The sequence below is a fragment of the Streptomyces sp. cg40 genome, assembly GCF_050320165.1.
In the GTDB taxonomy this organism is placed as follows: Bacteria; Actinomycetota; Actinomycetes; order Streptomycetales; family Streptomycetaceae; genus Streptomyces; species Streptomyces hokutonensis.
On sequence record NZ_CP190128.1, the window covers coordinates 2,897,951 to 2,922,889 of the forward strand.

The 24,939-nt window shown below is 70.2% G+C and carries 27 protein-coding genes and 1 pseudogene; 13 read left to right on the forward strand and 15 right to left on the reverse strand.

What is annotated here, in order from left to right:
* Positions 1-363: 363 nt before the first annotated feature.
* On the forward strand, positions 364-1,176 hold the full coding sequence (locus ACQHII_RS12695) for an SAM-dependent methyltransferase (RefSeq protein WP_427919413.1): 813 nt from the start codon (positions 364-366) through the stop codon (positions 1,174-1,176).
* 148 nt (positions 1,177-1,324) lie between these two features.
* Here the strand turns inward: ACQHII_RS12695 and msrB are convergent, their stop codons facing one another.
* The 4 genes from msrB to ACQHII_RS12715 all read right to left on the reverse strand — a co-directional run bounded on the left by msrB (position 1,325) and on the right by ACQHII_RS12715 (position 4,679).
* Positions 1,325-1,732, reverse strand: a complete 408-nt coding sequence (gene msrB / locus ACQHII_RS12700; protein WP_362974237.1) for a peptide-methionine (R)-S-oxide reductase MsrB — start codon at positions 1,730-1,732, stop codon at positions 1,325-1,327.
* A gap of 13 nt (positions 1,733-1,745) precedes the next feature.
* Complete coding sequence (gene murC, locus ACQHII_RS12705; protein ID WP_427919414.1) at positions 1,746-3,146, reverse strand: UDP-N-acetylmuramate--L-alanine ligase; 1,401 nt, start codon at positions 3,144-3,146, stop codon at positions 1,746-1,748.
* A 109-nt stretch (positions 3,147-3,255) separates the two neighbouring features.
* Positions 3,256-3,729: an indole-3-glycerol phosphate synthase gene (locus ACQHII_RS12710; protein ID WP_427919415.1), complete on the reverse strand. Its 474-nt coding sequence runs from the start codon at positions 3,727-3,729 to the stop codon at positions 3,256-3,258.
* A gap of 155 nt (positions 3,730-3,884) precedes the next feature.
* Entirely contained in the window at positions 3,885-4,679 is a 795-nt protein-coding gene (locus ACQHII_RS12715; RefSeq protein ID WP_427919416.1) for a pyrimidine reductase family protein, read from the reverse strand.
* A 37-nt stretch (positions 4,680-4,716) separates the two neighbouring features.
* On the opposite strand from ACQHII_RS12715, the gene zapE reads away from it, so the two are divergent.
* The 9 genes from zapE (at position 4,717) to ACQHII_RS12760 (ending at position 12,019) form a co-directional block, all read left to right on the forward strand.
* Positions 4,717-5,820 (forward strand): cell division protein ZapE, encoded by a 1,104-nt coding sequence (gene zapE / locus ACQHII_RS12720; RefSeq protein WP_427919417.1) that lies wholly within the window; start codon positions 4,717-4,719, stop codon positions 5,818-5,820.
* Between the two features lie 154 nt (positions 5,821-5,974).
* Entirely contained in the window at positions 5,975-6,373 is a 399-nt protein-coding gene (locus ACQHII_RS12725) for a hypothetical protein (protein ID WP_427919418.1), read from the forward strand.
* 87 nt (positions 6,374-6,460) lie between these two features.
* Positions 6,461-7,039 carry a carbonic anhydrase gene (locus ACQHII_RS12730; protein WP_427919419.1) on the forward strand — a complete coding sequence of 193 codons (579 nt, stop codon included), beginning with the start codon at positions 6,461-6,463 and terminating at the stop codon, positions 7,037-7,039.
* Between the two features lie 8 nt (positions 7,040-7,047).
* The gene (locus ACQHII_RS12735) at positions 7,048-8,523 is read left to right on the forward strand and encodes a SulP family inorganic anion transporter (protein WP_427919420.1); all 1,476 of its coding nucleotides are present in this window, start codon (positions 7,048-7,050) and stop codon (positions 8,521-8,523) included.
* Positions 8,524-8,621: 98 nt separating this feature from the next.
* On the forward strand, positions 8,622-9,422 hold the full coding sequence (locus ACQHII_RS12740; RefSeq protein WP_427919421.1) for a slipin family protein: 801 nt from the start codon (positions 8,622-8,624) through the stop codon (positions 9,420-9,422).
* A 9-nt stretch (positions 9,423-9,431) separates the two neighbouring features.
* A complete protein-coding gene (locus tag ACQHII_RS12745) occupies positions 9,432-9,986 on the forward strand; it encodes a YbhB/YbcL family Raf kinase inhibitor-like protein (RefSeq protein ID WP_427919422.1) in 555 nt (184 codons plus the stop codon).
* Between the two features lie 66 nt (positions 9,987-10,052).
* A complete protein-coding gene (locus tag ACQHII_RS12750) occupies positions 10,053-10,928 on the forward strand; it encodes a PPK2 family polyphosphate kinase (RefSeq protein WP_427919423.1) in 876 nt (291 codons plus the stop codon).
* A gap of 66 nt (positions 10,929-10,994) precedes the next feature.
* Positions 10,995-11,837, forward strand: coding sequence for a polysaccharide deacetylase family protein (locus ACQHII_RS12755; RefSeq protein ID WP_427919424.1), 843 nt, complete (start codon positions 10,995-10,997; stop codon positions 11,835-11,837).
* A gap of 29 nt (positions 11,838-11,866) precedes the next feature.
* On the forward strand, positions 11,867-12,019 hold the full coding sequence (locus ACQHII_RS12760) for a hypothetical protein (RefSeq protein WP_427919425.1): 153 nt from the start codon (positions 11,867-11,869) through the stop codon (positions 12,017-12,019).
* Here the strand turns inward: ACQHII_RS12760 and ACQHII_RS12765 are convergent.
* Positions 12,011-12,666: pseudogene (locus ACQHII_RS12765) on the reverse strand (ABC transporter). The gene ACQHII_RS12760 and the pseudogene ACQHII_RS12765 sit on opposite strands and share 9 nt — an antisense overlap.
* Positions 12,667-12,982: 316 nt before the next feature.
* Between ACQHII_RS12765 and ACQHII_RS12770 the strand changes: the two are divergent.
* The gene (locus ACQHII_RS12770; protein WP_427919426.1) at positions 12,983-13,738 is read left to right on the forward strand and encodes a peptidyl-tRNA hydrolase; all 756 of its coding nucleotides are present in this window, start codon (positions 12,983-12,985) and stop codon (positions 13,736-13,738) included.
* Between the two features lie 47 nt (positions 13,739-13,785).
* On the opposite strand, the gene ACQHII_RS12775 is transcribed toward ACQHII_RS12770, so the two are convergent.
* On the reverse strand, positions 13,786-14,430 hold the full coding sequence (locus ACQHII_RS12775; RefSeq protein ID WP_427919427.1) for a methyltransferase family protein: 645 nt from the start codon (positions 14,428-14,430) through the stop codon (positions 13,786-13,788).
* Positions 14,431-14,655: 225 nt separating this feature from the next.
* Here ACQHII_RS12775 and ACQHII_RS12780 point away from each other — a divergent pair, with 225 nt between their 5' ends.
* The gene (locus ACQHII_RS12780; protein WP_427919428.1) at positions 14,656-15,549 is read left to right on the forward strand and encodes a DUF2236 domain-containing protein; all 894 of its coding nucleotides are present in this window, start codon (positions 14,656-14,658) and stop codon (positions 15,547-15,549) included.
* On the opposite strand, the gene ACQHII_RS12785 is transcribed toward ACQHII_RS12780, so the two are convergent.
* The 9 genes from ACQHII_RS12785 to ACQHII_RS12825 all read right to left on the reverse strand — a co-directional run bounded on the left by ACQHII_RS12785 (position 15,530) and on the right by ACQHII_RS12825 (position 24,165).
* Entirely contained in the window at positions 15,530-16,114 is a 585-nt protein-coding gene (locus ACQHII_RS12785; RefSeq protein WP_427919429.1) for a flavin reductase family protein, read from the reverse strand. The two genes, ACQHII_RS12780 and ACQHII_RS12785, sit on opposite strands and share 20 nt — an antisense overlap.
* Entirely contained in the window at positions 16,114-17,508 is a 1,395-nt protein-coding gene (locus ACQHII_RS12790; RefSeq protein WP_427919430.1) for an MFS transporter, read from the reverse strand. The genes ACQHII_RS12785 and ACQHII_RS12790 overlap by 1 nt, the downstream gene beginning before the upstream one ends.
* A 16-nt stretch (positions 17,509-17,524) precedes the next feature.
* Complete coding sequence (locus ACQHII_RS12795; protein ID WP_427919431.1) at positions 17,525-18,859, reverse strand: NtaA/DmoA family FMN-dependent monooxygenase; 1,335 nt, start codon at positions 18,857-18,859, stop codon at positions 17,525-17,527.
* Positions 18,856-19,515, reverse strand: a complete 660-nt coding sequence (locus tag ACQHII_RS12800) for a cysteine hydrolase family protein (protein ID WP_427919432.1) — start codon at positions 19,513-19,515, stop codon at positions 18,856-18,858. The genes ACQHII_RS12795 and ACQHII_RS12800 overlap by 4 nt, the downstream gene beginning before the upstream one ends.
* Complete coding sequence (locus tag ACQHII_RS12805; RefSeq protein WP_427919433.1) at positions 19,515-20,576, reverse strand: LLM class flavin-dependent oxidoreductase; 1,062 nt, start codon at positions 20,574-20,576, stop codon at positions 19,515-19,517. The genes ACQHII_RS12800 and ACQHII_RS12805 overlap by 1 nt, the downstream gene beginning before the upstream one ends.
* Before the next feature lie 40 nt (positions 20,577-20,616).
* On the reverse strand, positions 20,617-21,726 hold the full coding sequence (locus ACQHII_RS12810; protein WP_427919434.1) for an ABC transporter substrate-binding protein: 1,110 nt from the start codon (positions 21,724-21,726) through the stop codon (positions 20,617-20,619).
* Between the two features lie 137 nt (positions 21,727-21,863).
* Complete coding sequence (locus ACQHII_RS12815; RefSeq protein ID WP_427919435.1) at positions 21,864-22,580, reverse strand: ABC transporter permease; 717 nt, start codon at positions 22,578-22,580, stop codon at positions 21,864-21,866.
* A 157-nt stretch (positions 22,581-22,737) separates the two neighbouring features.
* On the reverse strand, positions 22,738-23,559 hold the full coding sequence (locus ACQHII_RS12820; protein ID WP_427919436.1) for an ABC transporter ATP-binding protein: 822 nt from the start codon (positions 23,557-23,559) through the stop codon (positions 22,738-22,740).
* A gap of 150 nt (positions 23,560-23,709) precedes the next feature.
* Positions 23,710-24,165, reverse strand: coding sequence for a hypothetical protein (locus tag ACQHII_RS12825; protein WP_427919437.1), 456 nt, complete (start codon positions 24,163-24,165; stop codon positions 23,710-23,712).
* Positions 24,166-24,210: 45 nt separating this feature from the next.
* Between ACQHII_RS12825 and ACQHII_RS12830 the strand changes: the two genes are divergently transcribed.
* The gene (locus ACQHII_RS12830) at positions 24,211-24,894 is read left to right on the forward strand and encodes a TetR/AcrR family transcriptional regulator (protein ID WP_427919438.1); all 684 of its coding nucleotides are present in this window, start codon (positions 24,211-24,213) and stop codon (positions 24,892-24,894) included.
* Positions 24,895-24,939: the final 45 nt, after the last annotated feature.

Here is a 24,939-nt window from a genome sequence, read left to right on the forward strand (position 1 = left end):
AGTCCCAGCCCTCGATTCGGTCCTCCACCTGGTCGCCAACGACGAGGCGGAAATCGCGATCGACCACCTCGTCCACACGGCCAACGCCTTCCGGCTCCCCCTGCGGCAGCGCGAGTACGACCGGCTCATGACGGCGGCCGCCCGACTGGAATACACGGACGGCGTGACCGACATCGACCCGGACCTGCTGCGCCCGGACTCCGACGACATCTGAGGGTGTCGCTCCGGTTCGGGTGTGACCGGGGGCCGCCTTCCCCGCCCCGGGCGGCTGGACGGAAGATGGTGTCCTGCCAAGTCGTGCCCTCGCGCAACTCCCCGCGGGGCCAAGCTCGTTGGAGCTCGTTGAGCGAAAGGTGACTCCGCATGGCCGACGAGCCGCCCCCGCCAGGGACCACCCCGCCCGGCATCGAGCCCGACGTGCCCAACGTGGCCCGGATCTACGACTACTTCCTCGGCGGCCACACCCACTACCCCGCCGACCGCGCGGCCGCCCGGCGCATCACCGCCGCCAACCCCCAGGCACCCCTGCTGGCCCGCGCCATGCGCCGCTGGCTCGTACGCGTCGTGGCCGCCATGTCCGCCGAGGGCATCACCCAGTTCCTCGACCTGGGCGCCGGTCTGCCCACCCAGGACAACGTCCACGAGGTCGCCGCCCGCCACCACCCCGGCACGACGGTCGTCTACGTCGACAACGACCCGACCGTCCTGGCCCACGGCAGACCCCTGCTGCACCCCGGACGATCCCTCCTGCTCCTGGGCGACGTACAGGACATGGCATCCGTCCTCGACCACCCGGACCTGCACACCCTGATCGACCTCACCGCCCCGCTCGGCGTGATCGTCTCCGGCGTCGTCCACTTCCTGCCCCAAACACCCGCCACCGCGGCCCAGTTCACCACCCTCCGCCACCGCCTGGCCCCCGGCAGCGCCCTCGCCCTCAACTCCCTTGTCTCCGACGCCGATCCCACCGGCGCCACCACACTCTTCCGCCTCTACCAGGGCGAGACCGGCCGCGGCCAACTGCGCACAGCCCACCAACTCCGGCAGTTCTACGGCGACTTCGACCTCCAGCAACCGGGCCTCGTCCCCCTCGACGACTGGCGACCCGACGTCCCCGTCCCGCCGTCCGAGCTCCCCGAACCACTGATCTGGGGCGGCATGGCCCGCAAGCCGTGAGCCCCGCCACCGGCCCCTCAGCCGTGGGGCCAGTTCCTCCCACGCCCGCCGCTCCACCGGACGGAGCCGGTGCCCGCCCACCGTCATCCACGGTGGACGGGCACCGGCCCACTCACTCGTGCTCACGGCACGGTCGGGTCCGGAGCGCTCAGCCCTCCTCGGGCGTCAGCCGCAGCGAGATGCTGTTGATGCAGTACCGCTGGTCGGTCGGCGTCGCATATCCCTCGCCCTCGAAGACGTGCCCAAGATGCGACCCGCACCGGGCGCACCGCACCTCGGTGCGCACCATGCCGTGCGAGCGGTCCTGGATCAGTTCGACCGCGTCGGTGTCCTTCGGGTCGTAGAAGGACGGCCAGCCGCAGTGGGACTCGAACTTCTCGTTCGAGGTGAAGAGTTCGGCGCCGCAGGCGCGACAGGAGTAGACGCCCTTCGTCTTGGTGTCGGTGTACTCACCGACGAAGGCGGGCTCCGTGCCGGCCTGCCGCAGTACCGCGTACTCGGCCGGGTTCAGCTCCGCGCGCCATTCCTCGTCCGGCTTTTCGACGTCGTACGACATGCAGCTCAGCCCCTTACTTCGCGAGACGGTCCAGGATCCGCGGGCCGAGGTCGGTGACATCGCCCGCTCCCATGGTGAGAACCAGATCACCGGGCTTCGCCATTCCCGCGACGACCTCGGGGACGTCCGCCTTGTCGTGGACGGGCGTCACGTCGGCGCCCGCCGCGCGCGCGGCCTCGATGATCAGGTCGCTGGTGACCCCGGGGATCGGGTCCTCGCGGGCCGGGTAGATGTCCATGACCAGCGAGACGTCCGCGAGGGCCAGGGACTGGCCCATCTCCTTGCCGAGCTCCTGGGTGCGGGAGAACAGGTGGGGCTGGAAGACCACCAGCAACCGCGAGGTGGAGGCCACCGCGCGCATCGCCTCCAGGTCCGCCGTCATCTCCGTGGGGTGGTGGGCGTAGGAGTCGATCACCTGGACGCCGGCCGCCTCGCCCTTGAGCTGGAGGCGCCGCTTCACGCCCGTGTACGCGGCCAGCGCGGGCGCCAGTTCCACCGCCGGGATGCCGAGCGCGGCGCCCGCGGCGAGGGCGGCGACCGCGTTGCTCGCGTAGTGGCGGCCGGGGACGGAGACGGTGAAGGTGAGTTCCTCGCCGCCGAGGACCACCGTCACCTCGCTCTTCAGGCCCTGCGCGACCACGGAGAGGATGCGTACGTCGGCGTCCTCCGCCTCGCCGTACGTCACCGTCTTCACTGAAACGGAACCGGAGTCGGCCACCCGCCGGGTCAGCTCGCGCGCGCCCTCGTGGTCCGCCGAGATCACCAGGGTCCCGCCGGGCACGATCCGGTCGGCGAAGGTCCGGAAGGAGTCGTAGATCTCTTCCATGGACGCGTAGTTGGCGTGGTGGTCGAGCTCCACGTTGAGGACGATCGCGACCTCGGGGGCGTACTTGTGGAAGCTGCGGTCGGATTCGTCGGCCTCGGCGACGAAGATGTCGCCGTCGCCGTGCAGCGCGTTCGAACCGGGGGCGTCCAGGTCGCCGCCGATCGCGTACGAGGGCTTCAGGCCCAGCTCGGTCAGGGAGACCGCGAGCATCGACGTCGTGGTCGTCTTGCCGTGCGTGCCGGCCACGGCGATCGGGCGCAGGCCGTCCATCAGGCGGGCCAGGGCGTCCGAGCGGTGGACCACCGGGATGCCCAGCTCGGCCGCGCGGGCCAGCTCGGGGTTGTCCGCGCGGATCGCCGACGACACGACCACACAGCTGGCGTCGTCGGCGAGGTGCTCCGCCGCGTGCCCGATGTGGACGGTGGCGCCCAGGGCGCGCAGCGCGTCGGCGGTCGCGGAGTCCTTGGCGTCGCTGCCCGCGACCTTCGCGCCGCGCTGCGCGAGGATCTTGGCGATCCCCGACATCCCGGCCCCGCCGATGCCGATGAAGTGCGGTCGGTCCATGGCGGTGGGAAGGCCGGGTGCCATGTGTGTCTCCCTGTGCGTGCTGGTTCCGTACGGATACGGCGGACGTTCGGCGGCCAGCCTATTCGGTGCCACCGACAATCACGGACACCCGCCCGCCGCTCCCCGCCCGCTACTCCTTGCTGTGCGAGAACAGCTTCAGCACCGGTACGCCGACCTTGTGACGGGCCCGCGAGGCCCAGTCGCGGTGGAAGAACTCCTCCACGTAGTGGGGGTCGGTCAGCACGATGACCTCGTCGGCGCCGATCTCGTCCACCAGGGTCTTGAGGGCGTCCAGCGGGTGGTCCTCGATGAGCCGCCCCTCGGCCGCGCTGCCGGCCGCGCGCAGGGCGTCCAGGGACACCGACAGGGCCTGTTCGCCGAGTTCCGCCGCGTCCTTGCCCTCGGGGGTCTCCCGCTCGTGCGCCGCCTCGTCGAGTTCGCCGAGGGCGACGTCGTCGATGGCCCGCAGCAGGCGGTCCGCCTGGTCGCCGCGGGGCTGGAGCAATACGTGGAAGGAGACGGTCTCGTCACCGTGCAAGGTGGTGACGAACTCCACGTCGGCGGACGTAAGGGCCTTCTCGATCATCAGTACGCTTGTGAACACCAGGCGCCCTTTCTCCTTCGAGGACCCTCGGGCCCTCTCTCCTCCGTGGGCCTGCCAGGCCCTGCGGAAACCATCCTGCCCCGTGATCGCACGGGTACTGCCGGATTTAGTGTGCCCGCCGAAAGCCAAACGGAACGGATCATTCCGCCCCGTTTTCAGGTCCGACGGTAGCGACCGAACAGGAACCCGGCCTCTTCCAGCAGGGACACCAGTTCGAAGCGCTGAGGAACCTTAACCGACGGCCCCCCGGCGATCCGTTGCGCCTCTCCCGCCACGAGCATCGGCGAGAGGGCCAGACACAGTTCGTCGAGCACCCCGGCGGCCACGAACTGCCCCAGCAGCCGCGGCCCGCCCTCGGTCAGCAGCCGGGTGTGCCCGAGGTCCGCGAGCGCCTGTACGGCCCGTGCGGGGTCCACACCGGCGCCGTCACCGGCGACCACCACCCGGGCGCCCGCCTTCTCGGCCGCCGCGACCCTCTCCGGGGCGGCCGCGGCGCCCGTCAGGACCAGCGTCGGCACCAGGGGCGAGACGAAAAGCGGAAGCGAGAAGTCCAGGTCGAGGCTCGCGGTGACGACCGCGATCACCGGGGCGGGCCCCTGTCCAGCCGCCGCCCGCGCCGCAGCGAACTCTTCACGCGCGCGTGCGGGCCGGTAACCCTCCTGGCGTACCGTTTCCGCACCGACGACCACGACATCCGCCAGCGCCCGCAGGGTGCCGAAGATCCGCATGTCGGCGTCGCTGGAGATGGGCTGCGAGCGGCCGTCGTGCTGACCGGCCCCGTCGAGCGTGGACACCATGTTGGCGCGCAGCCAGGGGCCCTCCCCTACGGGGTAGGCGTACGCCTCCGCGAGTTCCGGCAGCCCCCACTCCCGGCTCGTCCCACGCGCATCAGGGGCCCCGTCCGAGGCCTGGGCTGCTGTTTCGTCGGTCACAGGGAACAGGCGTCGCATGTCGTGCAGTGTGGCACGGCCTTTAGAGTGGTGAACCGTGTCGTCCTCCTCCGCCGCCTCCGGGATCAGCCCGATAGCAGACGCGGCCCCGCTGTCCCTGTGCGCCCGTGAGCCGTTCGTCCCCGCGGACCGGCTGGTCGCCGAGATGGTGCCGCCGCCGCGCTTCGACTCGGTGCGCTTCGCCACGTACATCCCGGACCCGAACCAGCCGAGCCAGACCGCGGCGGTCGGCGTCCTGGAGACCTTCGCCGCCGGACTCGGCGGGGCGCACGCCGCCACCGCGAAGCGCGGCTTCCTCGGCTTCGGCAGGGGCAGGGCGGCCAAGACCCCGGCGGGCCCCCGTGGCGTCTACCTGGACGGCGGCTACGGCGTCGGCAAGACCCACCTGCTGGCCTCCCTGTGGCACGCGACCCCGGCCGAGCCCGCGCTCAAGGCCTTCGGCACCTTCGTCGAGCTGACGAACCTGGTCGGCGCCCTCGGCTTCCAGAAGACGGTCCAGACGCTGTCGGGCCACCGCCTGCTGTGCATAGACGAGTTCGAGCTGGACGACCCGGGCGACACCGTCCTGGTGTCGACCCTGCTCGGCAGGCTGGTCGACGCGGGCGTCGCGCTCGCCGCCACCTCCAACACACTGCCGGGCAAGCTCGGCGAGGGCCGCTTCGCGTCGGTCGACTTCCTGCGCGAGATCCAGGGCCTGTCCGCGCACTTCCGCTCGCTGCGCATCGACGGCGACGACTACCGCCACCGCGGGCTGCCCGAGGCCCCGAAGCCGTTCACCGACGAACAGGTCACGAAGGCGGCGTACGCCACCGCCGGCGCCTCCCTCGACGACTTCCCGCACCTTCTCGCCCACCTCGCCAAGGTCCACCCCAGCCGCTACGGCGCCCTGACCGACGGCCTCAGGGCCGTCTGCCTCACCGACGTCCAGCCGATACCCGACCAGTCGACGGCGCTACGGCTCGTCGTCCTCGCGGACCGGCTCTACGACCGTGAAGTGCCCGTCCTGGCCTCGGGGTTGCCCTTCGACAAGCTGTTCAGCGAGGAGATGCTGAACGGCGGCTACCGCAAGAAGTACTTCCGCGCGATTTCCCGCCTCACCGCACTCGCCCGGGACGCCAAGAGCCTCGTCGAAACCGCCTAGTTCACGCCAGCCCAGGCACGCTTTTCACGCTCTCTTCCATCGGAAACGCTCCGTTAACCCTGCAAACAACTTCACTGGGCTACCGTTCTTCTTGACCAGCCGTTGACCTGGCCTTGGTCTGCACGAGAAGCACGGACCAGCTGGAGGGGGGCGCATGTTCCGAGGTAGGACGGCTCGTACCGTCATGACGCTCCTCACCGCCGTCCTGCTCGCCCTGCCGTTCTTCGCGCCCATGGAAACCTTCGCACCCGCGCACACAGCGCGTCATGCGGAGGCCAAAGCACAACCCGGTCTCAAGCTCAGCGGCAAGGCCCTGCGCTCCGAGACCATCACGTTCCGCGACTGCGGCGCCTCCGCGACCCCCACCGTCCCGCTGCGGCTGCGCGACCGCTTCCGCACCGTCGACTGCGGGCCCGAGACGCCCGAACGCCCCCTGCTGACGCAGGACCCGGCAGCCGTACGAACACAGGTGGCGCCCGGCGCGGCGCACCAGCGCACATCGAGATCCTCGACAGCGCACTCTCCGGCGGCACTTCAGGTCTTCCGCTGCTGAGAGCCGAGCAGGCAGTCGGTTCCCCCACGCACACTGTCATGCAAGCCCGACGCGCCCAGAGGGCGCGCCAGGAGGAGTACTCACGCCATGCAGCCCCTCATCGACAACGCCCGTACGTTCGGACAACGCCCTGAGGAGTTCGCCAAACTCGCCGAAGGCCAGTCCCCGCAGGTGCTGTTCATCACCTGCTCCGACTCCAGGGTCGTACCGGCCCTGATCACGGGCGCCCGCCCCGGCCAGCTCTTCGAACTGCGCACCGCCGGCAACATCGTTCCGCCGTACGCCTCTCAACACCCCACGAGCGAGGCGTGCACCATCGAGTACGCCGTCGAGGTCCTCGGCGTCCGCGACATCGTGGTCTGCGGCCACTCGCACTGCGGCGCGGTCGGCGCCCTGGTGCGCGGCGACGACCTGACCGCCGTACCGGCCGTGCGCGACTGGCTCACGCACGCGACCCCGAAGCCGGAGGGGACGGTCGACGACCCGGCCGTGTCCGAGGGCGTGCAGAGCCATGTCCTGACGCAGCTGCTGCGGCTGCGCTCGTACCCGTACATCGAGAAGAAGCTGAAGGACCGTCAACTCACCCTGCACGCCTGGTTCTACGAGGTCCACACCGGTGCGGTCCTGGTGCACGACCCGGCCTCCGACGCCTTCAAGTCCCTGTGAGCGCGCCGATGTCGACCAAATTCCCCCATCTGCGGGAGGACTTCGCCGCCTCCCTCGTCGTGTTCCTGGTCGCGCTCCCGCTCTGCGTGGGCGTGGCCGTCGCTTCCGGTGTGCCGGCCGAACTCGGCCTGGTCACCGGCATCGTGGGCGGGATCGTCACCGGACTCATGCGGGGCAGCAGCCTCCAGGTGTCCGGTCCCGCCGCCGGTCTGACCGTGCTGGTCTTCGAGGCGGTGCGGGAGTACGGACTGCCCGCCCTCGGGGTCATCGTGCTCACCACCGGTGTGCTCCAAGTCCTCATGGGCGTCCTGAAGTTGGGGCGCTACTTCCGGGCCATCTCGGTCTCGGTCGTGGAGGGCATGCTGGCCGGTATCGGACTGGTGCTGATCGCCGGGCAGTTGTACTCGGTGGCGGGGGCGAAGGCCCCCGCCTCGGGGCTGGACAAGATAGCCCAGCTGCCCGGCGCGCTGATCGACGCCGCCGGGAACACGAAGGCACTGGCCTCGCTCACGCTCGGCGCCGCCACCATCGCCGTCCTGGTGCTGTGGAAGCGGCTGCCGGCCAAGGTCCGTACGGTCCCGGGTCCGCTGGCCGCCGTAGGACTCGCGACCCTCGCCGCGCTCGCCTTCGGGCTGCCGGTGGCAACGGTCGAGGTGCAGGGGCTGCTCGGCTCGCTCCAGCCGCCGCCACTCGGCGAGTTCGGTGAACTGGCGCAGATCGGGCTGCTCGGCACAGTGGTCGCGTTCACGCTGATCGCGTCCGCGGAGTCACTGTTCAGCGCGGCGGCGGTGGACCGGCTGCACTCCGGGCCGCGCACCGAGTACGACAAGGAACTGGTCGCGCAGGGCGCGGGCAACGCGATCTGCGGGCTGCTCGGCGCGCTGCCGATGACCGCGGTGATCGTGCGCAGCGCGGCGAACGTACAGGCCGGCGCCCGGACGAAGGCGTCCCGGGTCATGCACGGCGTCTGGCTGCTGCTGTTCGCGGCACTGCTGCCCGACGTCCTCGCGTACATCCCGATCCCGGCCCTGGCGGGCATCCTGGTGCACGCCGGAGCCAAGCTGATCCCCGTCCGGGAGATCGTGTCACTGTGGCGCGAGCACCGGGGCGAGGCGCTGATCCTGGTCGTGACGGCGCTGTCGATCGTCGCGGTCAGCATGTTCGAGGGCGTGCTCATCGGGCTCGCGCTGGCCATCGGCAAGACGGCGTGGGAGGCCTCGCACATCAAGCTGGAGGTCGTCGACAAGGGCGCGGGCCCGGTGCAGGCGTATCTCTCGGGCAACGCGACCTTCCTGCGGCTGCCGAAGATCCTCGACAGCCTGGAGGCACTCCCCCAGGACCGGCCGGTCGAACTCCACCTCTCCGGCCTGCACCACCTGGACCACGCCTGCCGTACGGCCCTGGAGAACTGGGCCGAGCGGCACAGCGCGGCCGGCACCGAGCCGGTGAAGATGACGCCGGTGGAGGTCACGGCGGTGAAGTAGCGGTGCCGGTGCCCGCTCCGGGGATCGTGGCCCCGGAGCGGGCACCGGGCATACCCTTGCAGGAGCAGACAAAAGGGCCTCTCGGCAAGGGGGTCGGAATGCTCCAGGAACTGCTGGTGGCGGGCGTGGCGGCCGGCTCCGCGGGCGTGGTCTACGTCGCCGCGGCGGCCAGGGTCGTCAAGCAGTACGAGCGCGGGGTGGTGTTCCGCCTCGGGCGGGTGGTCGGCGAGGTACGGGGGCCCGGCTTCACCACGGTCGTCCCGTTCGTGGACAAGCTCCGCAAGGTCAACATGCAGATCGTGACGATGCCCGTGCCCGCGCAGGAGGGCATCACGCGTGACAACGTCACCGTGCGCGTGGACGCGGTCGTCTACTTCAAGGTCGTCGACGCGGCCGACGCGATCATCAAGGTCGAGGACTACCGCTTCGCCGTCTCCCAGATGGCCCAGACGTCCCTGCGCTCGATCATCGGCAAGAGCGACCTGGACGATCTCCTCTCCAACCGCGAAAAGCTCAACCAGGGCCTGGAGTTGATGATCGACAGCCCGTCCATCGGCTGGGGTGTGCAGATCGACCGCGTCGAGATCAAGGACGTGTCCCTGCCCGAGACGATGAAGCGCTCGATGGCCCGCCAGGCCGAGGCCGACCGCGAACGCCGGGCCCGGATCATCAACGCGGACGCCGAGTTGCAGGCCTCCAAGAAACTCGCCGAGGCCGCCGAGCAGATGTCGGAGCAACCCGCGGCACTCCAACTCCGGCTCCTGCAAACGGTGGTTGCGGTCGCGGCGGAAAAGAACTCGACCCTTGTGCTCCCCTTCCCGGTGGAGCTGCTGCGCTTCCTGGAGCGGGCGCAGCCGCAACCCCCGCAGCCCCCTCCCCCGCCCGCAGTGGAGCAGTAGCGTGGCGGCATGCGCCCGAGGTTCGCGATCGTCGCGGTGGCCGCCGTACTGGGGAGCGTCGCCGGATGCGGTGGCGACGGAGGCGGTCCGTCCGTGCCCACGCCCAGCGCCTCGCAGCGGATCGCGGTGACGAGTACGGCGTTCACCGAGAACGGCACTGTCCCGCGCCGCTACACCTGCGACGGCGCGGACGTGTCCCCGCCCCTGGCCTTCGCGGGCGTCCCGGCCGGCGCGGCCGAACTCGTCGTGGTCCTGGAGGACCCGGACGCTCCGCACGGCACGTTCACGCACTGGCTGATGTGGGGAGTGCCCCCGAGGGACACCCGCCTGACGGCCGGGGAGTCGCCGCCGGGAGCGGTCCAGGGCCGCAACAGCTTCAAGAAGACCGGCTACGGCGGCCCGTGCCCACCCAAGGGAGCCGCGCCCCACCGCTACGTCCTCTCGGTCTACGCCGCCGACAGCAAGCTCTCCCTCGCCGCCAACGCCTCACTCGACGACGTACGTGGCGCCCTGACCGCCCACACCCTGGCCTCGGGCACACTGACCGGCCGCTACGGGCGCTGACTGGCGGGCCCCGCCCCCGCCCCGCAGGATCGAGGGAGCCGACCGTCGACCGGAAGGGGTGCCCCCATGGCCAAGAAGGGCACGAAGCGCGAGCCCGGAAAGAAGGCCCTCACGGACCTGCTGCGCATCCCCGCCGACAGCCCGGTCGACCTCTCCTCCCACGACGCCGCAGGCACCCCCGGCGGCCCCGCCGACAAGACCGCCGGCCTCAAGGACACCGCCCGGATGGGCGAACACCTGGCCGACCTCCAGGAACGCCTGTGGGCGGCGAGCACAGCAGGTGACCGGCGCCGTCTCCTCCTGGTCCTCCAGGGCATGGACACCAGCGGCAAGGGCGGCACGGTCAAGCACGTCATCGGCCTGTTCAACCCCAGCGGCTGCCGTATCCGGGCCTTCAAGGCGCCCACACCCGAGGAGCGGAAGCACGACTTCCTCTGGCGCATCAAACGCGCCCTCCCCGAGCCCGGCGAGATCGGCATCTTCGACCGCTCGCACTACGAGGACGTCCTCATCGCCCGCGTCCGCGAACTCGCCCCGCACCGCGAGCTCAACGACCGCTACGGCAGCATCAACCGCTTCGAGAAGTCCCTGACCGACGACGGCGTGACGGTCGTCAAGTGCTTCCTCCACATCTCCTACGACCAGCAGCGCCGCCGCCTGCTCGAACGCCTCGACAACCCGGACAAACACTGGAAGTTCAACCCGGGCGACATCGAGGAACGCGCCCTGTGGCCCGCGTACCAGCAGGCCTACGAAACCGCCCTCACCCGCTGCTCCACCCCGGACTCCCCCTGGTACCTGATCCCCGCCGACCGCAAGTGGTACCGCAACTGGGCCATCAGTCGCCTGCTCCTCGACCACCTGACGGCCCTGGATCCGCGGTATCCACAGGCGGACTTCGATGTGGCGGCGTGCCGGGAGCGGCTGCTGGCCTCCGACTGACGGCCCGTTCCGTACCGACCCGTGTCGATGGCCGATTAGTCACTTTTATTCACCTATGTTCCTACGGTGATCATTCGAGTACGACGAGTCGCCGCCGCCTGTGCACTCGGCGCCGCGCTCACCGCCTGCGGGGCCCCTTCCGCGCCCCACGCCAGCCGTCCGGCGCCCAGCGCGCCCACTGCCGCGACCTCGCGGCCTCCCACGCTCGCGCCCGGCCCCGCCGGACTCACCCCCGTCTTCAAGAACGGTCCGCGCGTGGACGGCAAGACCGTCGCGCTGACCTTCGACGCCGACATGACCGCCGATCAGGGGCCGCGTGCGGCGGCGGGCGAGCACTTCGACAATCCGCAGCTCATCGCGACGCTGCGGGCGCTGAAGGTGCCGGCGACCGTGTTCATGACCGGCCGGTGGGCCGACGAGTATCCGGCCGAGGCGCGCGACATCGGGCGGGACCCGCAGTTCGAGATCGCCAACCACTCCTACAGCCACTACGCCTTCACCGGCGACTGCTACGGCCTGCCGACCGTCTCCCGGGACCGGATGAAGGCCGATGTGGAGCGGGCGTACACGGCCTTCAAGAAGGCGGGCGTGCCGAACGCGATGCCGTACTTCCGCTTCCCCGGCGGGTGTTACGACCGGCAGGCGCTGAAGACGCTGAGCGCGGTCGGTGTCACGGCCGTCCAGTGGGACGTGGTGAGCGGGGACGCCTTCGCGACGGACTCCGATGCCGTGGCCCAGCAGGTGCTGGAGGGTGTGCGGCCCGGGTCGGTCGTCGTCATGCACTGCACGCGCAGTGCCGCCCCGGCGACCGAGAAGGCCGTCCGCATGATCGTGCCCGAGCTGCGGAAGAAGGGGTACCGGTTCGTGAAGGTCTCCGAGCTGATCGGGGCGGCGGACCGGCGCCGCTGAGGGGCGCGCACTCCTCTTACTCTGGTCGCATGAGCGACGAGGAAGACGAGGCATCGGCACCCGCGTACGCGGAGTGCGTGCTGTGCCGGGAGCCCACCGAGTACCCGGCGTCGCAGAAGGGGATCACGCTGTGCCCTGTCTGCGAGTGGCAGGAGGCGCAGCGGACCGCCTGTTCAGGGTGAGCGGCGGGAGGTGAGGGCGCAGGTCGCGGCGGTCACGGCCGCCGTGACCAGGGCCGCCCCGGCCAGCGGGAGCAGCGGAACCGGGACCGTGCCCGACCGCGAGCCGGTCACCAGGCAGCTGACCGCCGCCTGCGCCGGGGAACCGGTCACCACCACCGGCAGCATCGCGGGCACCGCCCGGCCGGGCGAGTGCAGCACCGGCCAGTTGGTGAACGCGCCGACCGCCGTGCCGAGCGGCGCGCAGACCAGGACCGCGAGCAGACCGGCCGTCCCGGCGGCGACCAGCGGGACCCGGGTGCGGTGATCGGCGCTCGCCGGTTCGCTGATCAGCGTGCCGACGAGGGTGGCCGCCGTGCCGAACGCCGCCGCGGTGCCCAGCGCGACCAGCAGACGGGCGAGGTGCGCCCGCGCGGGTCGGACCGCCGCCGCGACACAACTCCGCGCGCGGGCGGCTCGTTGGTCGTGCAGATCCGCACCAGCCAGGCGGCGACCGGCAGCAGGGCCGCGGCGGTGTAGCCCAGCGAGTCGAACACCGGCTGCCCGCCCTGGACACCGATGCCCAGGAACGCGGCGTACAGGATGACCGGCGGCAACCAGCGTTGCGAGCGCAGGAGCAGGGCGGCCTGGTAGCGGAGGAGGGCCGTCATCGCGGTTATCGGGAGCTTTCGCTTTCGTCGTCAGGGGGAAGGCCCCCGCGCCGGTTCACGCTGACAACGCGCCAGGGCGGGCGGGCCGTCAACAGGACGCGGAGCAGGACGTCCGAGTGGGAGGCGGGGACGGTGAGGCGGTGGGTACCGGGGGGTGAGTTGCGTCGACGCGGTAAGGAACTGGGCTGCCCCTGAAGGGAGTTGTGCTCCCGGCGGGCCCTGGACGTCCACCGACACCTGCGGTCCGGACGGTGAAGTGGCCCTTGGGTAGGTCCTCTGAGCGGTGCTCCTACGGGCCCCTGGCAGACTGGACCGCGTGACCAGTGATTCCACCGTTCCCGGCGACGATGTCGACCCCTTCCGTAATGAGCGCACCTCGCGCGACGAGGCTCCGCAGTTCGTGCTGCCCCTGGTCGTGCGGATCGAGCGGGATGCTCCTCCGGCACGGACGGACGCGTTGGAGACGGCGGCCCGGGCCGTGCTGACGATCCTGAGTGACGAGCGGGCACTCGGCGACGGGGAGTGGGCGCAGGTCATGCGGGACTGGCAGGACGCGCGGATCCGGAAGGTGGTGCGGAGGGCGCGCGGTGCCGAGTGGCGGCGGGCCGAGGCGCTGCCGGGCATCACGGTGGCCGGGAAGTCGGCGGAGGTACGGGTCTTCCCACCCGTCCCGCTCGACGGCTGGCCCAAGGACCTCGCCCGGCTCCAGGTCTCCGGCACCGACCTCGACGACCCCGAACCGCCGGCCGACGCGGACCCGACGGCGCCGGTGCTCTGGCTGAACCCCGAGCTCGACATGTCCGCCGGCAAGACGATGGCCCAGACCGGCCACGGTGCCCAACTCGCCTGGTGGGAGCTGTCGGACGAGGAGCGGATCGCCTGGCGTCAGGCCGGCTTCCCACTATCCGTGCGCACCGCCGCCCCCGCCCAGTGGACCGAACTCATCAGCAACGAGCGGCCGTTGGTCCGGGACGCGGGCTTCACGGAGATCGCCCCCGGGCTCACCGTCGCGGTCGAGGGACACCACCGGGTCGGCGAGCTGGGCGACGAGGGGCGGGGACCGGTCGGCTGAGGTCTCGGGACCCGGGGCCCCCTCCCCCTCCCCTCCCCCCTTTCCCCCTACCCCTGCCGGCTGCCGGCAGCCCCGCGCCCCACCAGCGCAGGTCGCGTCCACGGGATCAGCGCCGGAACGCGGGCGCGGTAGGCCTCGTAGGACGCACCGAACCGGTCGGCCATCATGCCGTCCTCTATTCGGACCCGGCGCAGCAGCCAGGGCACGGCGACGGCCAGGAACACGATCCAGACGCCGAAGCCGCAGGCCAGCATTCCGCCGAGGACCAAGCCGAGAAGGCCGGTGTAGATGGGGTGCCGGACTATTCGGTACGGCCCCTCCGTGCGCAGTTCGTGGTGTTCGTGGACCAGCGGGATGCTGGCCCACATGACGCCCAGCACCCAACGGGCCCAGAACAGCAGAGACGTGGAGGCGACGGCGATCAGGGCGCCCAGGAGGGCGAGTTCGGGCTGCCAGTACCGGAGGCGGTGCCAGAAGGAGTCCGGGGTGTGTCTGACGAGCAGGGAGAACGCGTAGGCGCCCGCGACCAGGAGGAGGCGCCGGGGCAGGGTGCGGCGCAGGCCGCGGGCCCAACCGGCAAGGCCTGCCTCGCTCTTCACGCCGAAGTACACCGCGCCCGCGATCCACGCCACGACGAAGATCGCGACGCAGACGCCGGTGAGAGCGACGAGTGCGGAATGTAGTGATCCCATGGCACAAGGCTGCGCTCCGACCTGCGTAGTTCACCACCACCCACGGGCTGATTCAGCGGCTCCACCCTCGGGTGGAGATCCCTCATGGATCCGTATGGATCCATACGGATCCGTCACAGATCCACTACTCACGGTCGAGGTGACGTAGATCACGACGGATCAGGGCATCGGACGGCAGGTGCCACGGCGTCCCCCTCCTGAAAGTCCGAATGGGGGGAACCGACCGTGCGCCGTGGCTACAAGTGGGTCGACCGCGAACTGGCCGGGATGGACCCGGACACCGACTGGGAGCGCATGATCTCGCTCTACGTCGGCCACCGCGTCCCCGAGTTCGCGCTGGCGATGATGGTCTATCCGGGCACCATGCGCATGATGCAGCCGGGTTTCGGAGCCGCCACCTTGGCCCACACCGGGAAGCTGGAGAAGCGGCCCCGGCGGCGATTCGAGGACGGCAACACGTTCCTGATGGCGTGGATGGTGGACGGGCTGTCCAGCCCGTCGGGTCGCGCCGCCGCCGAACGGCTCAACCGCATCCACCTGTCCATCGCCCGCGCGACCCCACACCTGCCCGGCAACTTCGACGACGTCGACGACTTCGTCTATCCCCTGGTTCTGCTGGCCACGTTCGCGGACCGGCTCCAGACCTCTCTCGGGCTGCCCGGTACGAGCGAGTGCATGAAGGTCGCCTGGCATCGCTGGGCGCGGACCCTCTTCCGGCTCCTTCAACGCGAGTCCGGGCCGCTGGCCGACGAGGCGTTCCCCGAGGACTGGGACGCGATGACCGAGTTCGCCCTGAAATTCGAGGCGCGGCCCTACGAGGGGACGGAGGCCGGTCATCGGGTGGCGACCGCGATGATGGAGTTCTTCGCCGAGCGCTGGTTCCCGTTCCCCTTACGGGAGTTCGGCAGAGACCTGACCCGCTGTCTCGCCGGCGAGCGGGTCTGCCGGCTGCACCGGATCGGCACGCTCACCCCGCGCCGCGAGCGCGCCGTCCGTCTGTTCCTGAAGTCCGCGTTCCTCGCCCAGCGCCTTCTCCCCGACTACCGCAGACCGCTTCCCCAGCGCCTGCGGCAGACCCGTCGCCGCACCGGCCCGGCGCTCAACTCCCCAGCATCTTGAGGGTCCTTCGGTGCCACACCAGCGGACTCCGCTCGTCGTCTGACCTCATCGCCAGCACCCGCAGCACGATGATGTCGTGGTCGCCGGCCGGATAACTGTGCTCGACGGTGCACTCCAGCCACACCGGCGCCCCGTCGAGGAAGATCGCACCGGACTCCGCCTCCACCGTGCGCAGGTCGGCGAACCGGGATTCCCTGCTGCGGGAGGCGAGTTGGCGGGCCTTGTCGCTGTGGGCCTCGCCCAGGACGGAGATCCCGATCGCCCGCGCGCGGGACAGCACGGGCCAGGTCGTCGAGGTGTGCTGTGCGGCGAAGGAGACCATGGGCGGGTTGTGGGAGACACCGACCGCGAACGACGAGACGATCATGACGGTCGGGTCGCCGTGGACGCGCGCGGACAGGGCCGCGACCCCCGCCGGGAACCCGGAGAACGCCCTCGTCATCTCCCCGGGGTCGGAGGTGATACCCGCCAGATTCCGCAGGCCTTCCATGCCTTCCGCTCCCTCCGTCTCCTCCATTCCTTCCGACGCCGTCATCGTGAGACCCCCGTCTGCGTCAGGCTTCATCAGGTGACTCCTGTGGGTAGCTGTGGCGCGGCGGGCACGACGGGGCGCCCGCTCCCGGGAGGCTCTGCTCGCAGAAGGGCGCACGCGAGAAGGCACAGCACCCCGGCCGCCGCGAGCCCGCCGAGCGTGACCGCGTAGCCGTGACCGGCCAGCAGAACGGCGCAGACCGCGCTGCCCAGTACCGCGCCGAGTTGCTTCATCGCGTTGAAGGTTCCGGAGGCCGCCCCGACCTGGTCCGGGCCGACCGAGGTGACCGCCGCGATCGAAAGGGGCGACCAGACAAAGGAGTTGGCGACCCCATACACGGCAAACGTGGCGGTCAGCGCGGCGATCGGGGCGTCGGTCGCGACGAGCGCCGCCGACGTGCCGATGGACAGGACGAGCGCCCCGGAGCCGATGACGGCGACCGCGCGGGAGCCGATTCCGTTGTTGAGCCGGGCCGACACCGGCGCCCCCAACAGGCAGACCACGCCCATCGGTACGAGGGTGAGGGCCGCCGCGCCCGCGTCGAGCCCGCGCTCCCGCTGGAGGTACAGCATCAGCGGGATCATGGCCGACCCGGAGCAGAAGGCGGCGGCGGCACCGGCCCAGGCCGCGACGACGAACCCACGGCTGTGCAGCAACCCGACCGGCACGAGGGCGCGTTGGCCGTCCCGGCGCTGAAGCCACACGACAGCCACCACGACCAGCACACCCACTCCGGCGAGCAACCACCTTGGCACGCCCAGCACTTCCGCCCGTGTGCCGTCCGTGCCCTGGATGCCGATCACCAGCGCGCCCAGCCCGGCCGCGTTCGCGCAGATCGCCCACACCGGAATGCGCGCCGACTGCCTTGGCAGGACGGGCACGAACACCGTCACGGCGACCAACGCGGCGACGCCGACCGGGACGTTGACCCAGAACACCGCGGGCCAACCCCCGGCCGCCACGAGGAATCCGCCCAGCAGCGGCCCGACCGCCACCGCCGCTCCGCCGACCGCGCCCCACACCCCGAGCGCGACGGCGAGACGCGGCGGCCGGAACAGCGCCTTGATGAGGGTCAGGCACTGCGGGGTCATCAACGCGGCGCCGATGCCCTGCGCCACCCGCCAGACGACAAGTACCGTGATGGTGGCAGCGGTTGCGCACAGCAGCGACCCGAGCGTGAACGCGGCCAGGCCGACCAGGTGGACGCGTCGATGGCCGTAGCGATCGCCGAGCCGTCCCGCGACGACCAACGGCACCGCGTACGCGATGAGATAGGCGCTGTTGACCCACATCGCGGCGGTCTCGCCGGCGTGCAGCCCGCTGATCAGTGACGGCAGTGCGACCGAGGTGATCGTGCTGTCCAGCAGCAGCATGAAGAACCCGGTGCAGAGACTGCCGAGGGCGAACCAGTCGCGCCGAGCACCCACACTCTCCGCCGACACCTCAAACTGCCAGGTTCTCGCGGAGAGTCGAGCCGGGGTAGGCCGGTGCGAGCGCGCCGCGGCGGCGCAGTTCGGGCAGCAGCAGTTCGCTGATCGCGGCGAAGCCGGCGGGCATGGCCAGCGGGCTGGAGAACATGAAGCCGCCGCGTGCTCCGGTGGCGGCGAAGTTCTCCTCCAACGCGTCGGCCACGGCGGCCGGATCGCCGACGAGGCTGTGGTCCAGGCCCGTCGCCCGCCCCCGGCCGTGCGCGAAGAACTCGCTACGGCTCATGGTGCGGTCCGCGCCGAACTCCGCGACGAGTGAGCCGACGAGCCCCGCCGGACTCGCGTTGGCTGCGGCCAACTCGTCTCGCAGCTCGCCGAGTTGGAAGGAGGTCGGGAGCGTCGAGAAGTCGTAGCCGGCGTTGTGCGAGAGGTAGGTGGCGACCGCCTCCTCGTTCCAGAACTCGTGCACCGCCTCGCAGCGGGCCAAGGCCTCGGCCTTCGTGCGGCCGACGATCACCTGGGTCGCCCAGAGGATGCCGACGTGCTCCGGATCCCGCCCCTCGGCGAGCAACGACTCGTCGAGCAGCTTGCGATGGCGCTGCTGGCCCGCGAGATTGCCGCCGAAGCCGAAGACCAGGTCGGCGAAGCGGGCCGAAGCGGCAATGCCCCGGGGGGAGTTGCCCGCCTGCACGATGAGCGGGTGGTACTGCGGACCGGGTACGGAGGCGAGCGGTCCCTTGACCGTGAAGAAGCGCCCCTCGTGGTCGATGGGGTGGACTTTCTCGGGGTCGGCGAACCGGCCTGTGCTCCGGTCGCGGACGATGGCGTCCTGCGCGACGGAGTCCCACAACGCCCGGCAGACGTCGACGAATTCCTCCATCCGCTCGTAGCGCAGGTCGTGGTCCATCAGCTCGGCGAACCCGTAGTTGGCCGCGTCGGCGCCACGTGTGGAGGCGACCACGTTGAAGGCGATACGGCCGCCGGTCACATGGTCGAGCGAGTTCAACAGCCGGGCGACGTAGAAGGGATGCATGAAGGTGGAGGAGTACGTCAGCCCGAAGCCGACCTTCTCCGTCACCGTGGACATCGCGGCGATGACCGGTGCCATGTCGTGGCGCGGCCACTGGATGCCCCACTCGACGGCCGGTGCGATGCTGCCGCGCCAGGTGCTGGGGATGCCGCTGCCGTCGCCGAAGAACAGCAGGCCCACGCCCGCGCGTTCGGCGGTCTGCGCGAGTTCCATGAACATGCGGACGTCGGGGAAGTCCCGCCCGATCCAGGAGCCCTGGCGTGCCCAGGCGCCCTCGGTGTGGGTGAAGGAGAGGTCGTAGCCGATGTGCATTCCGGTCATCGCTCGGCCTTCTTCCACAGCTCGACGACCTCGTCGGCGTCGCTCAACACGGCAACGTTCAGGCCGAGTTGGAACAGGGCGGCGGCGTTGACGTGAGGGTCGTACGCGTTCGTCGTGTCCTGGGGCACGACGACGGGCCAGTCGAGTTGGGCGGCGTCCTGGGCGGTCGCGTACACACAGCACTCGCTCGTGAGGCCGACGACGGTGAGCCAGTCGTAGCCGGCCGCGCGCAGCCGTGTGTCGAGACCGGTGCCGAGGAAGCCGCTGTAGCCGCGCTTGACCACCCGCAACTCGCCCTCGGCGGGCTGCATTCGATACCACTCGGCGCCGGGCGTCCCGATCCGGCACGGTTCGTCCGGGCTCATGGGTGCGTCGTAGTCGCCTTCGCGCAGCCAGTTGCTCGACCGCCAGGGCCGTGCCGGGTCGCTGCCCAACTCGATCCAGACGACGGGTACTTCGGCGGCGCGTGCGGCGTCGACGAGTTTGGCGATACGGGTGACCGTCCGGTCCAGTGTCGCGAGCGCGGCCTCCGTGAGGCCGTACGCCCCGAGCCGGTCCGGGTCGGCGAAGTCCCGTTGCACGTCGACCACGACGAGCGCGGGCCTGCTCTCCGGCCTTGCCAGGCGGGCGAGTTGTCTGTCGCGCAGGTCGGACATCAGGCCGCCACCTCGTCGCGGGCGCGCAGCGCGGGCAGCACGGTGTCGCCGAAGAGCAGCATGTCCTCGTCGTACTCCGGGAAGATCAGCATGAGTCCGTCGAGGTCGGCCTCCCGCACGATGTACTCGATGTGCTCGGTGACGGTACGGGCGCTGCCGGCCACGTACGGCGTCTGGAAGGCGGCCTCCCCGTCGGCGCCGGCGGCCCAGGCGCGGGCCTGGTCCTCGGGCACGCCCCAGGTGTGCCGCATATGGGCGAGGGCCTCGCGGTCGACGCCGACGCCCCACTCCTTGACCTTCTTGACTGCCAGTTCGTCGGTGTCGTCCTGGACGACGGTGAGCATCGAATAGGTCTTGCAGACACGGCCGTTGGCCTTCGCGCGGGCGTGCACGTCGGCGGAGAGCGACCGCATGTCGTCGAGGCTGTCGGCGGCGAGGAAGGCGCCGTCGGCGTACTTGGCCTGGAAGCGGCGGGCGTCCTCGGAGCGGCCCGCGCTGATGACGGTCGGCCGGGTCGCCGGGTGCGGGCGGGACTCGCAGTCGACGAGGTCGAAGTACGGGGTGCGCATGGTGACCGAGTCCTCGGTCCACAGCCGGGTGACGGCCTCCGTCCAGAGCTCCGTCATCCGGTAGCGGTCCGCGTGGCTCAACTCCGGGTCCCAGTCGCCGAATTGCTCGAACTCCCCCGCGTACGAGCCGTTGACGATGTTCATCCCGGCCCGGCCGCCGGAGATGTCCTGGAGGGTGGTGAGCATCTTCGCCGCGACGGCGGGGTTGTGGATGTTGGCGTGCAGGGTCGCCCAGATCCTGACCCGGCTGGTCGCCTCGGCGAGCGCCGCCATCATCGTCATCGACTCCAGCGAGCGGCCCCAGTGGTCCGTACTCCCGCCGAAACCACGCCACTTGGCCATCGACATCACGAAGTCGAGACCGATGTTCTCCGCGTGCAGGGCGGCACGCCTGTTGTACGCGTAGGTCGCCTCGGGATGCGGCGCGGTGGTGGACAGCATCCAGCCTCCGTTCCCGATGGGAAGGAAGATTCCGTACTCTTTCGCGGGCACGTCACGGGCCTTTCTACGGCTCTGCGGGTTGCTTGCGTTCTTACGGCGCGGGCCAGACGAGCTTGTCGCCGGTGTAGATGTCCTTGACGAACGAGGTGTCGAACCACGTCTCGGCCTTGGCGGCGGTCACACTGCTCGGCACGATCTTGAACTGGTGCAGCATGGCGACGAGTTGGGTGACATTGTCGGTGTCGATGCCGCCGAGTGGCTGTCCGGGCGTCGGGTTCTCCTTGACGACCTGTGTCTCGGTCTTCCAGATCGTCGCGTTGAGCTTCTTGTCGTAGGTCGGGCCGGACAACTTGGCCGCGTAACCGACGCATTCGGTGATGTGCGCCTCGCTGGAGGAGCAGTACGCGTACGCGTGCAGGGCGGCGCGCAGGATGTCCTCGACGGCGTGCGGATGCGCCTTGGCGAACGCCGGGTTGACCGCCATCGCGCCGATGGAACTGGGGATCTTGTAGTCGACCGGCTTCCACACGGTGACGTCCTTGCCGGCCGCCTTGAGCTGGTTGGGCTCGTTCGAGATAAACCCGGTGAGCGCTTCGAGGCCGCCCTGCTTTCGGGGCAGTACGGAGGGGTCGTAGCCCTCCTTGACCAGCTTGAGCGAGTCCCACTTGACGCCGGCCTTGACCAGCATCGCCTCGACTGCGGCGGGCACATATCCCTTGTGTCCGACGACCTTGCCGTCGAGCTGGGTCAGGTCGGTGATGTCCTTGTTGGTCATCAGGATGTCGAGCCCGGCGTTCGAGTACGAGGAAATGCCCTTGATGTCAATGCCGTTGGCCTGCGCCTGGATCAGATCCTGCTCGGAGATCGCGGACACGGTGGCCTGTCCGCCCGCAAGCAGTTTGGTGTTCTGCGCGGTGTCACCACTGCCGGGCTTGAGGTCGACGGTGAGGCAAAGGTCCTTGAAATAGCCCAACTTGGCGGCGGCGATGTATTCGAGGATCGAGACGGAGGACTGGAACTGGTACCCGGAGAGATACGTGATCTTCCCGGCGGCCTTGTTCTCGGCACACCGCTTCGCGGATATCGCGGAACCGGCAGCACCGGCGGAGGTGCTGTCGCCCGAGCCGGAGCCGCATCCGGCGACTCCGAGGGTCAGGACGGTGGCGATGAGGGCGGATCTGGTGAGGCGATGGTGCGACATGGGTGACTCCAAACTGGCGTAGACGCCGGTGAGTTGAGTGCCCCGATAGGGGCGCGGGACTGTATCGATTTGCGGCTCCGCCGCGTGGGCGCGACCAGCCCCCACCGGGTCCGCAGTCAAAAACCGTGCTGTCGGGCTCAGTTCACGCTGTCGTGCCAATGCAGCACGCGACGCTCCACAACGGTCACGGCCAGCAGCAACAACACGCCCATCACCGCAAGGACGAGAATCGAGGCGTAAACAACGGGGAGTTGGTTCATCGAGGAGGCCACACTGATCGCGGTCCCCAATCCCCCCGTGGATCCAGATGCCGACATCTCGGCGACAACCGCCCCGATGATCGACAGCGGAAACACGATCCGCAGCGCGGCGAAGAGATACGGCAGCGCGTTGGGGACACGCACATGCCACAACAGCTCGACCCGGCTCGCATCCATCGTCCGATAGACCTGCAACACCTGCTGCGGCACGGACCGCAACCCCGTCGCCGTATTGATGAGGATCGGGAAGAAACAGATCAGCCCGGTGATGATGAGTTTGGGCATCGGCCCGAACCCGAAGGCGACGACCAGCGCCGGCGCGACCGCCACCAGCGGCGTGACGTTGAGGACGACCGCGACGGGCATCACCGCTCGTCGCACCAGCGGGAGTTCACTGGTCAGCACCGCGAGGACGAACGCCCCCACGAACCCCATCCCCAGCCCCGCCGTCGCCTCCCCCAGCGTGACAAGGGCGTTGTGGACGTAGTAGCCGAAGTTCCCGGAGAGCGAGCTACCGACCTCGGACAACGGCGGGAGCAGATACGGAAGTTGCCGCGCACCCCACTGCCACAACCCGCCGAGGATCCCCAGCATCACGACGAGGGGCAGCCAGACGGCCGGACGGATCCAACCGATCCGGGACCGCGGATGCTTGAGGCTGAAGCGGGACGGTTCGGTGGGCGGTCGGGTCCCGGCCGGTGCCGGTGCTGTGGTGCGTTCGTCGGCCACGGTCATGTCGTCACGCCCCCACTCACGCGGCTTCGCTGTGCCAGGCACACCGCAGCCGTTCTCTCACCAGGTCCTCGTACTCGTGGAACCGCCGTTCCCCGAAGAGCCGTTCACCGCGTGGGCGGGGCAGATCGACGTCGATGCTCTCGACGATGCGGCCGGGGTTCGGCGCCATGACGACGACGGTGTCGGAGAGCCGTACGGCCTCGGACACGGAGTGGGTGACGAAGAGGACGGTGGTCCGCAACTCCTCCCACAGGTCCAGGAGTTGGTCCTGAAGGCTTTCGCGGGTGAACTCGTCGAGCGCAGAGAAGGGTTCGTCCATCACGAGCACGTCGGGTTGCAGGCCGAACGCCCGGACGATGGCGGCGCGTTGGCGCATCCCGCCGGAGAGCTGGGCCGGGAGCTTGTGCAGGGCGTCGCCGAGGCCGGCCTTGACGAGAAGTTCCCTCATGTCGGGGGCCGTTCGGCGTTCGGCGAAGTCGGCGATGCGTTCCCGGCGCCCGGCCGCGCCCCGGTTGATCTTCCGGGGCAGCGTGACGTTCCGCAGGACGGACAGCCAGGGCAGCAGTGCGGGGCTCTGCGGTACGAGTCCGATCAGTTTGGCCGCGCAGGCCTGTGCCGGTGTCACCCCGTGCACCAACACCTCGCCGCCGTCCGGCTGTTCGAGCCCGGCGACGAGCCTCAGCAGCGTCGACTTTCCGCAGCCGCTGGGGCCGATGAGACTGACGAAGCGGCCCGACGGCACCGTCAGGTGGACGTCGTCGAGGGCCGTGGTCGCGGCCGATCCGAACCCGTAGACCCTGCGCACCGACCGCAGTTCGAGTGCTGGCGTACCAGTCACCTTCACGCTCCCATCCATGTCGCGGGCACAAGTGCCCGATCCTGGAAGTCGGAGAGCGTGCGTAGCGAGTGCGACTGACTGCCACGCGGAAATCCGCTTAGGTGCCCCCGACCGTAGGAAGATTGTGTTTCGGTATGGCGCAGTTGACTGTTACGGGCGTTTTACGTCTGGCCGCGGCAAAGGCCGCAGCGGGGCGACCGCGCTGCCGTCGTACACGTGGATCTCGATCCCGAGGTCCGCCGCCGCGCGCGCCACCCAGCCGCCGAGGGCCTGCACGATCAGCTCGCTGACCAGCAGGATCGCGCGTTCGGCGGTCGGTACGGACTCCCGCAGCCAGAGCAGTTTGAACATGTCCGCCATGACCTTGTTGCGGTAGGCGGGCTTGTAGGCGCCCTGGTTGCCGACGAGTTGGACGAGGACGCGGCAGGCGGGGTCGATTCCCTCGACCTCGACGCGGCTGCCGTCGGGCAGCATCAGCGGCTTCGGGCGCAGCGGGGTGCCGAGCAGGTCGCCGAGCGCGAGCAGCATGCGGCGTTCGACGGAACCCTCGGCGAAGCGGCTCCACTCGGTGGAGGCGTCAAGGACGGTCAGGTGCACCCGCCGCATCCTAAGAAGCGTCCGTTTCCCCCGTGTTGCTTAGGGTGGACCACCATGAGAGCAGGCGGAGCGACAAGGACACCCGACGAGGGTGCGGGCACGACACGTCTGGACGGCCGGGTCGAGCGGGGCAACCGCACGCGGCGGCTGGTCCTGCGCCGTACCGTCGACATCGCCTCCGTCGAGGGCCTGGAGGCGCTGTCCGTGGGCCGGTTGGCGACCGAGTTGCGGCTCAGCAAGAGCGGGGTGTTCGCGCTCTTCGGCTCCAAGGAGGAGCTGCAACTGGCCACCGTCCGCGAGGCCGCCCGCATCTACACCGAGAAGGTCATCGGGCCCACCGCCGAACTCCCCGCCGGGGTCGGTCAGGTGTGGCGGCTGTGCGACCTGTGGCTGGAGTACTCGCGGGGGCGGGTCTTTCCGGGCGGCTGCTTCTTCTACGAGGTCGTCGCCGAGTTCGACGCCCGCTCCGGGGCGGTGCACGACGCGGTGGTCGGGGCGCAGCGCGACTGGACGGCGTTCGTGGAGGGGACGATCGCCGGGGCACGGGACGCGGGCGAGCTGCGGGCCGACACCGACATACCCCAACTCGCCTTCGAGCTGGTCGCGTTGATGGAGACGGCCAACGTGGTCTCCGTGCTGCACGACGAGGAGACCGCGTACCTCCGGGCGCGCGTCGGCATAGCGGCGCGACTGCGGGGAGCGGCCACGGATCCTTCGCGGGTGCCGCAAGTCCCGTAGCTCTCAAGGCACTTCAGTCCCTTCGGCCTGCGCGCCACTTCGGCC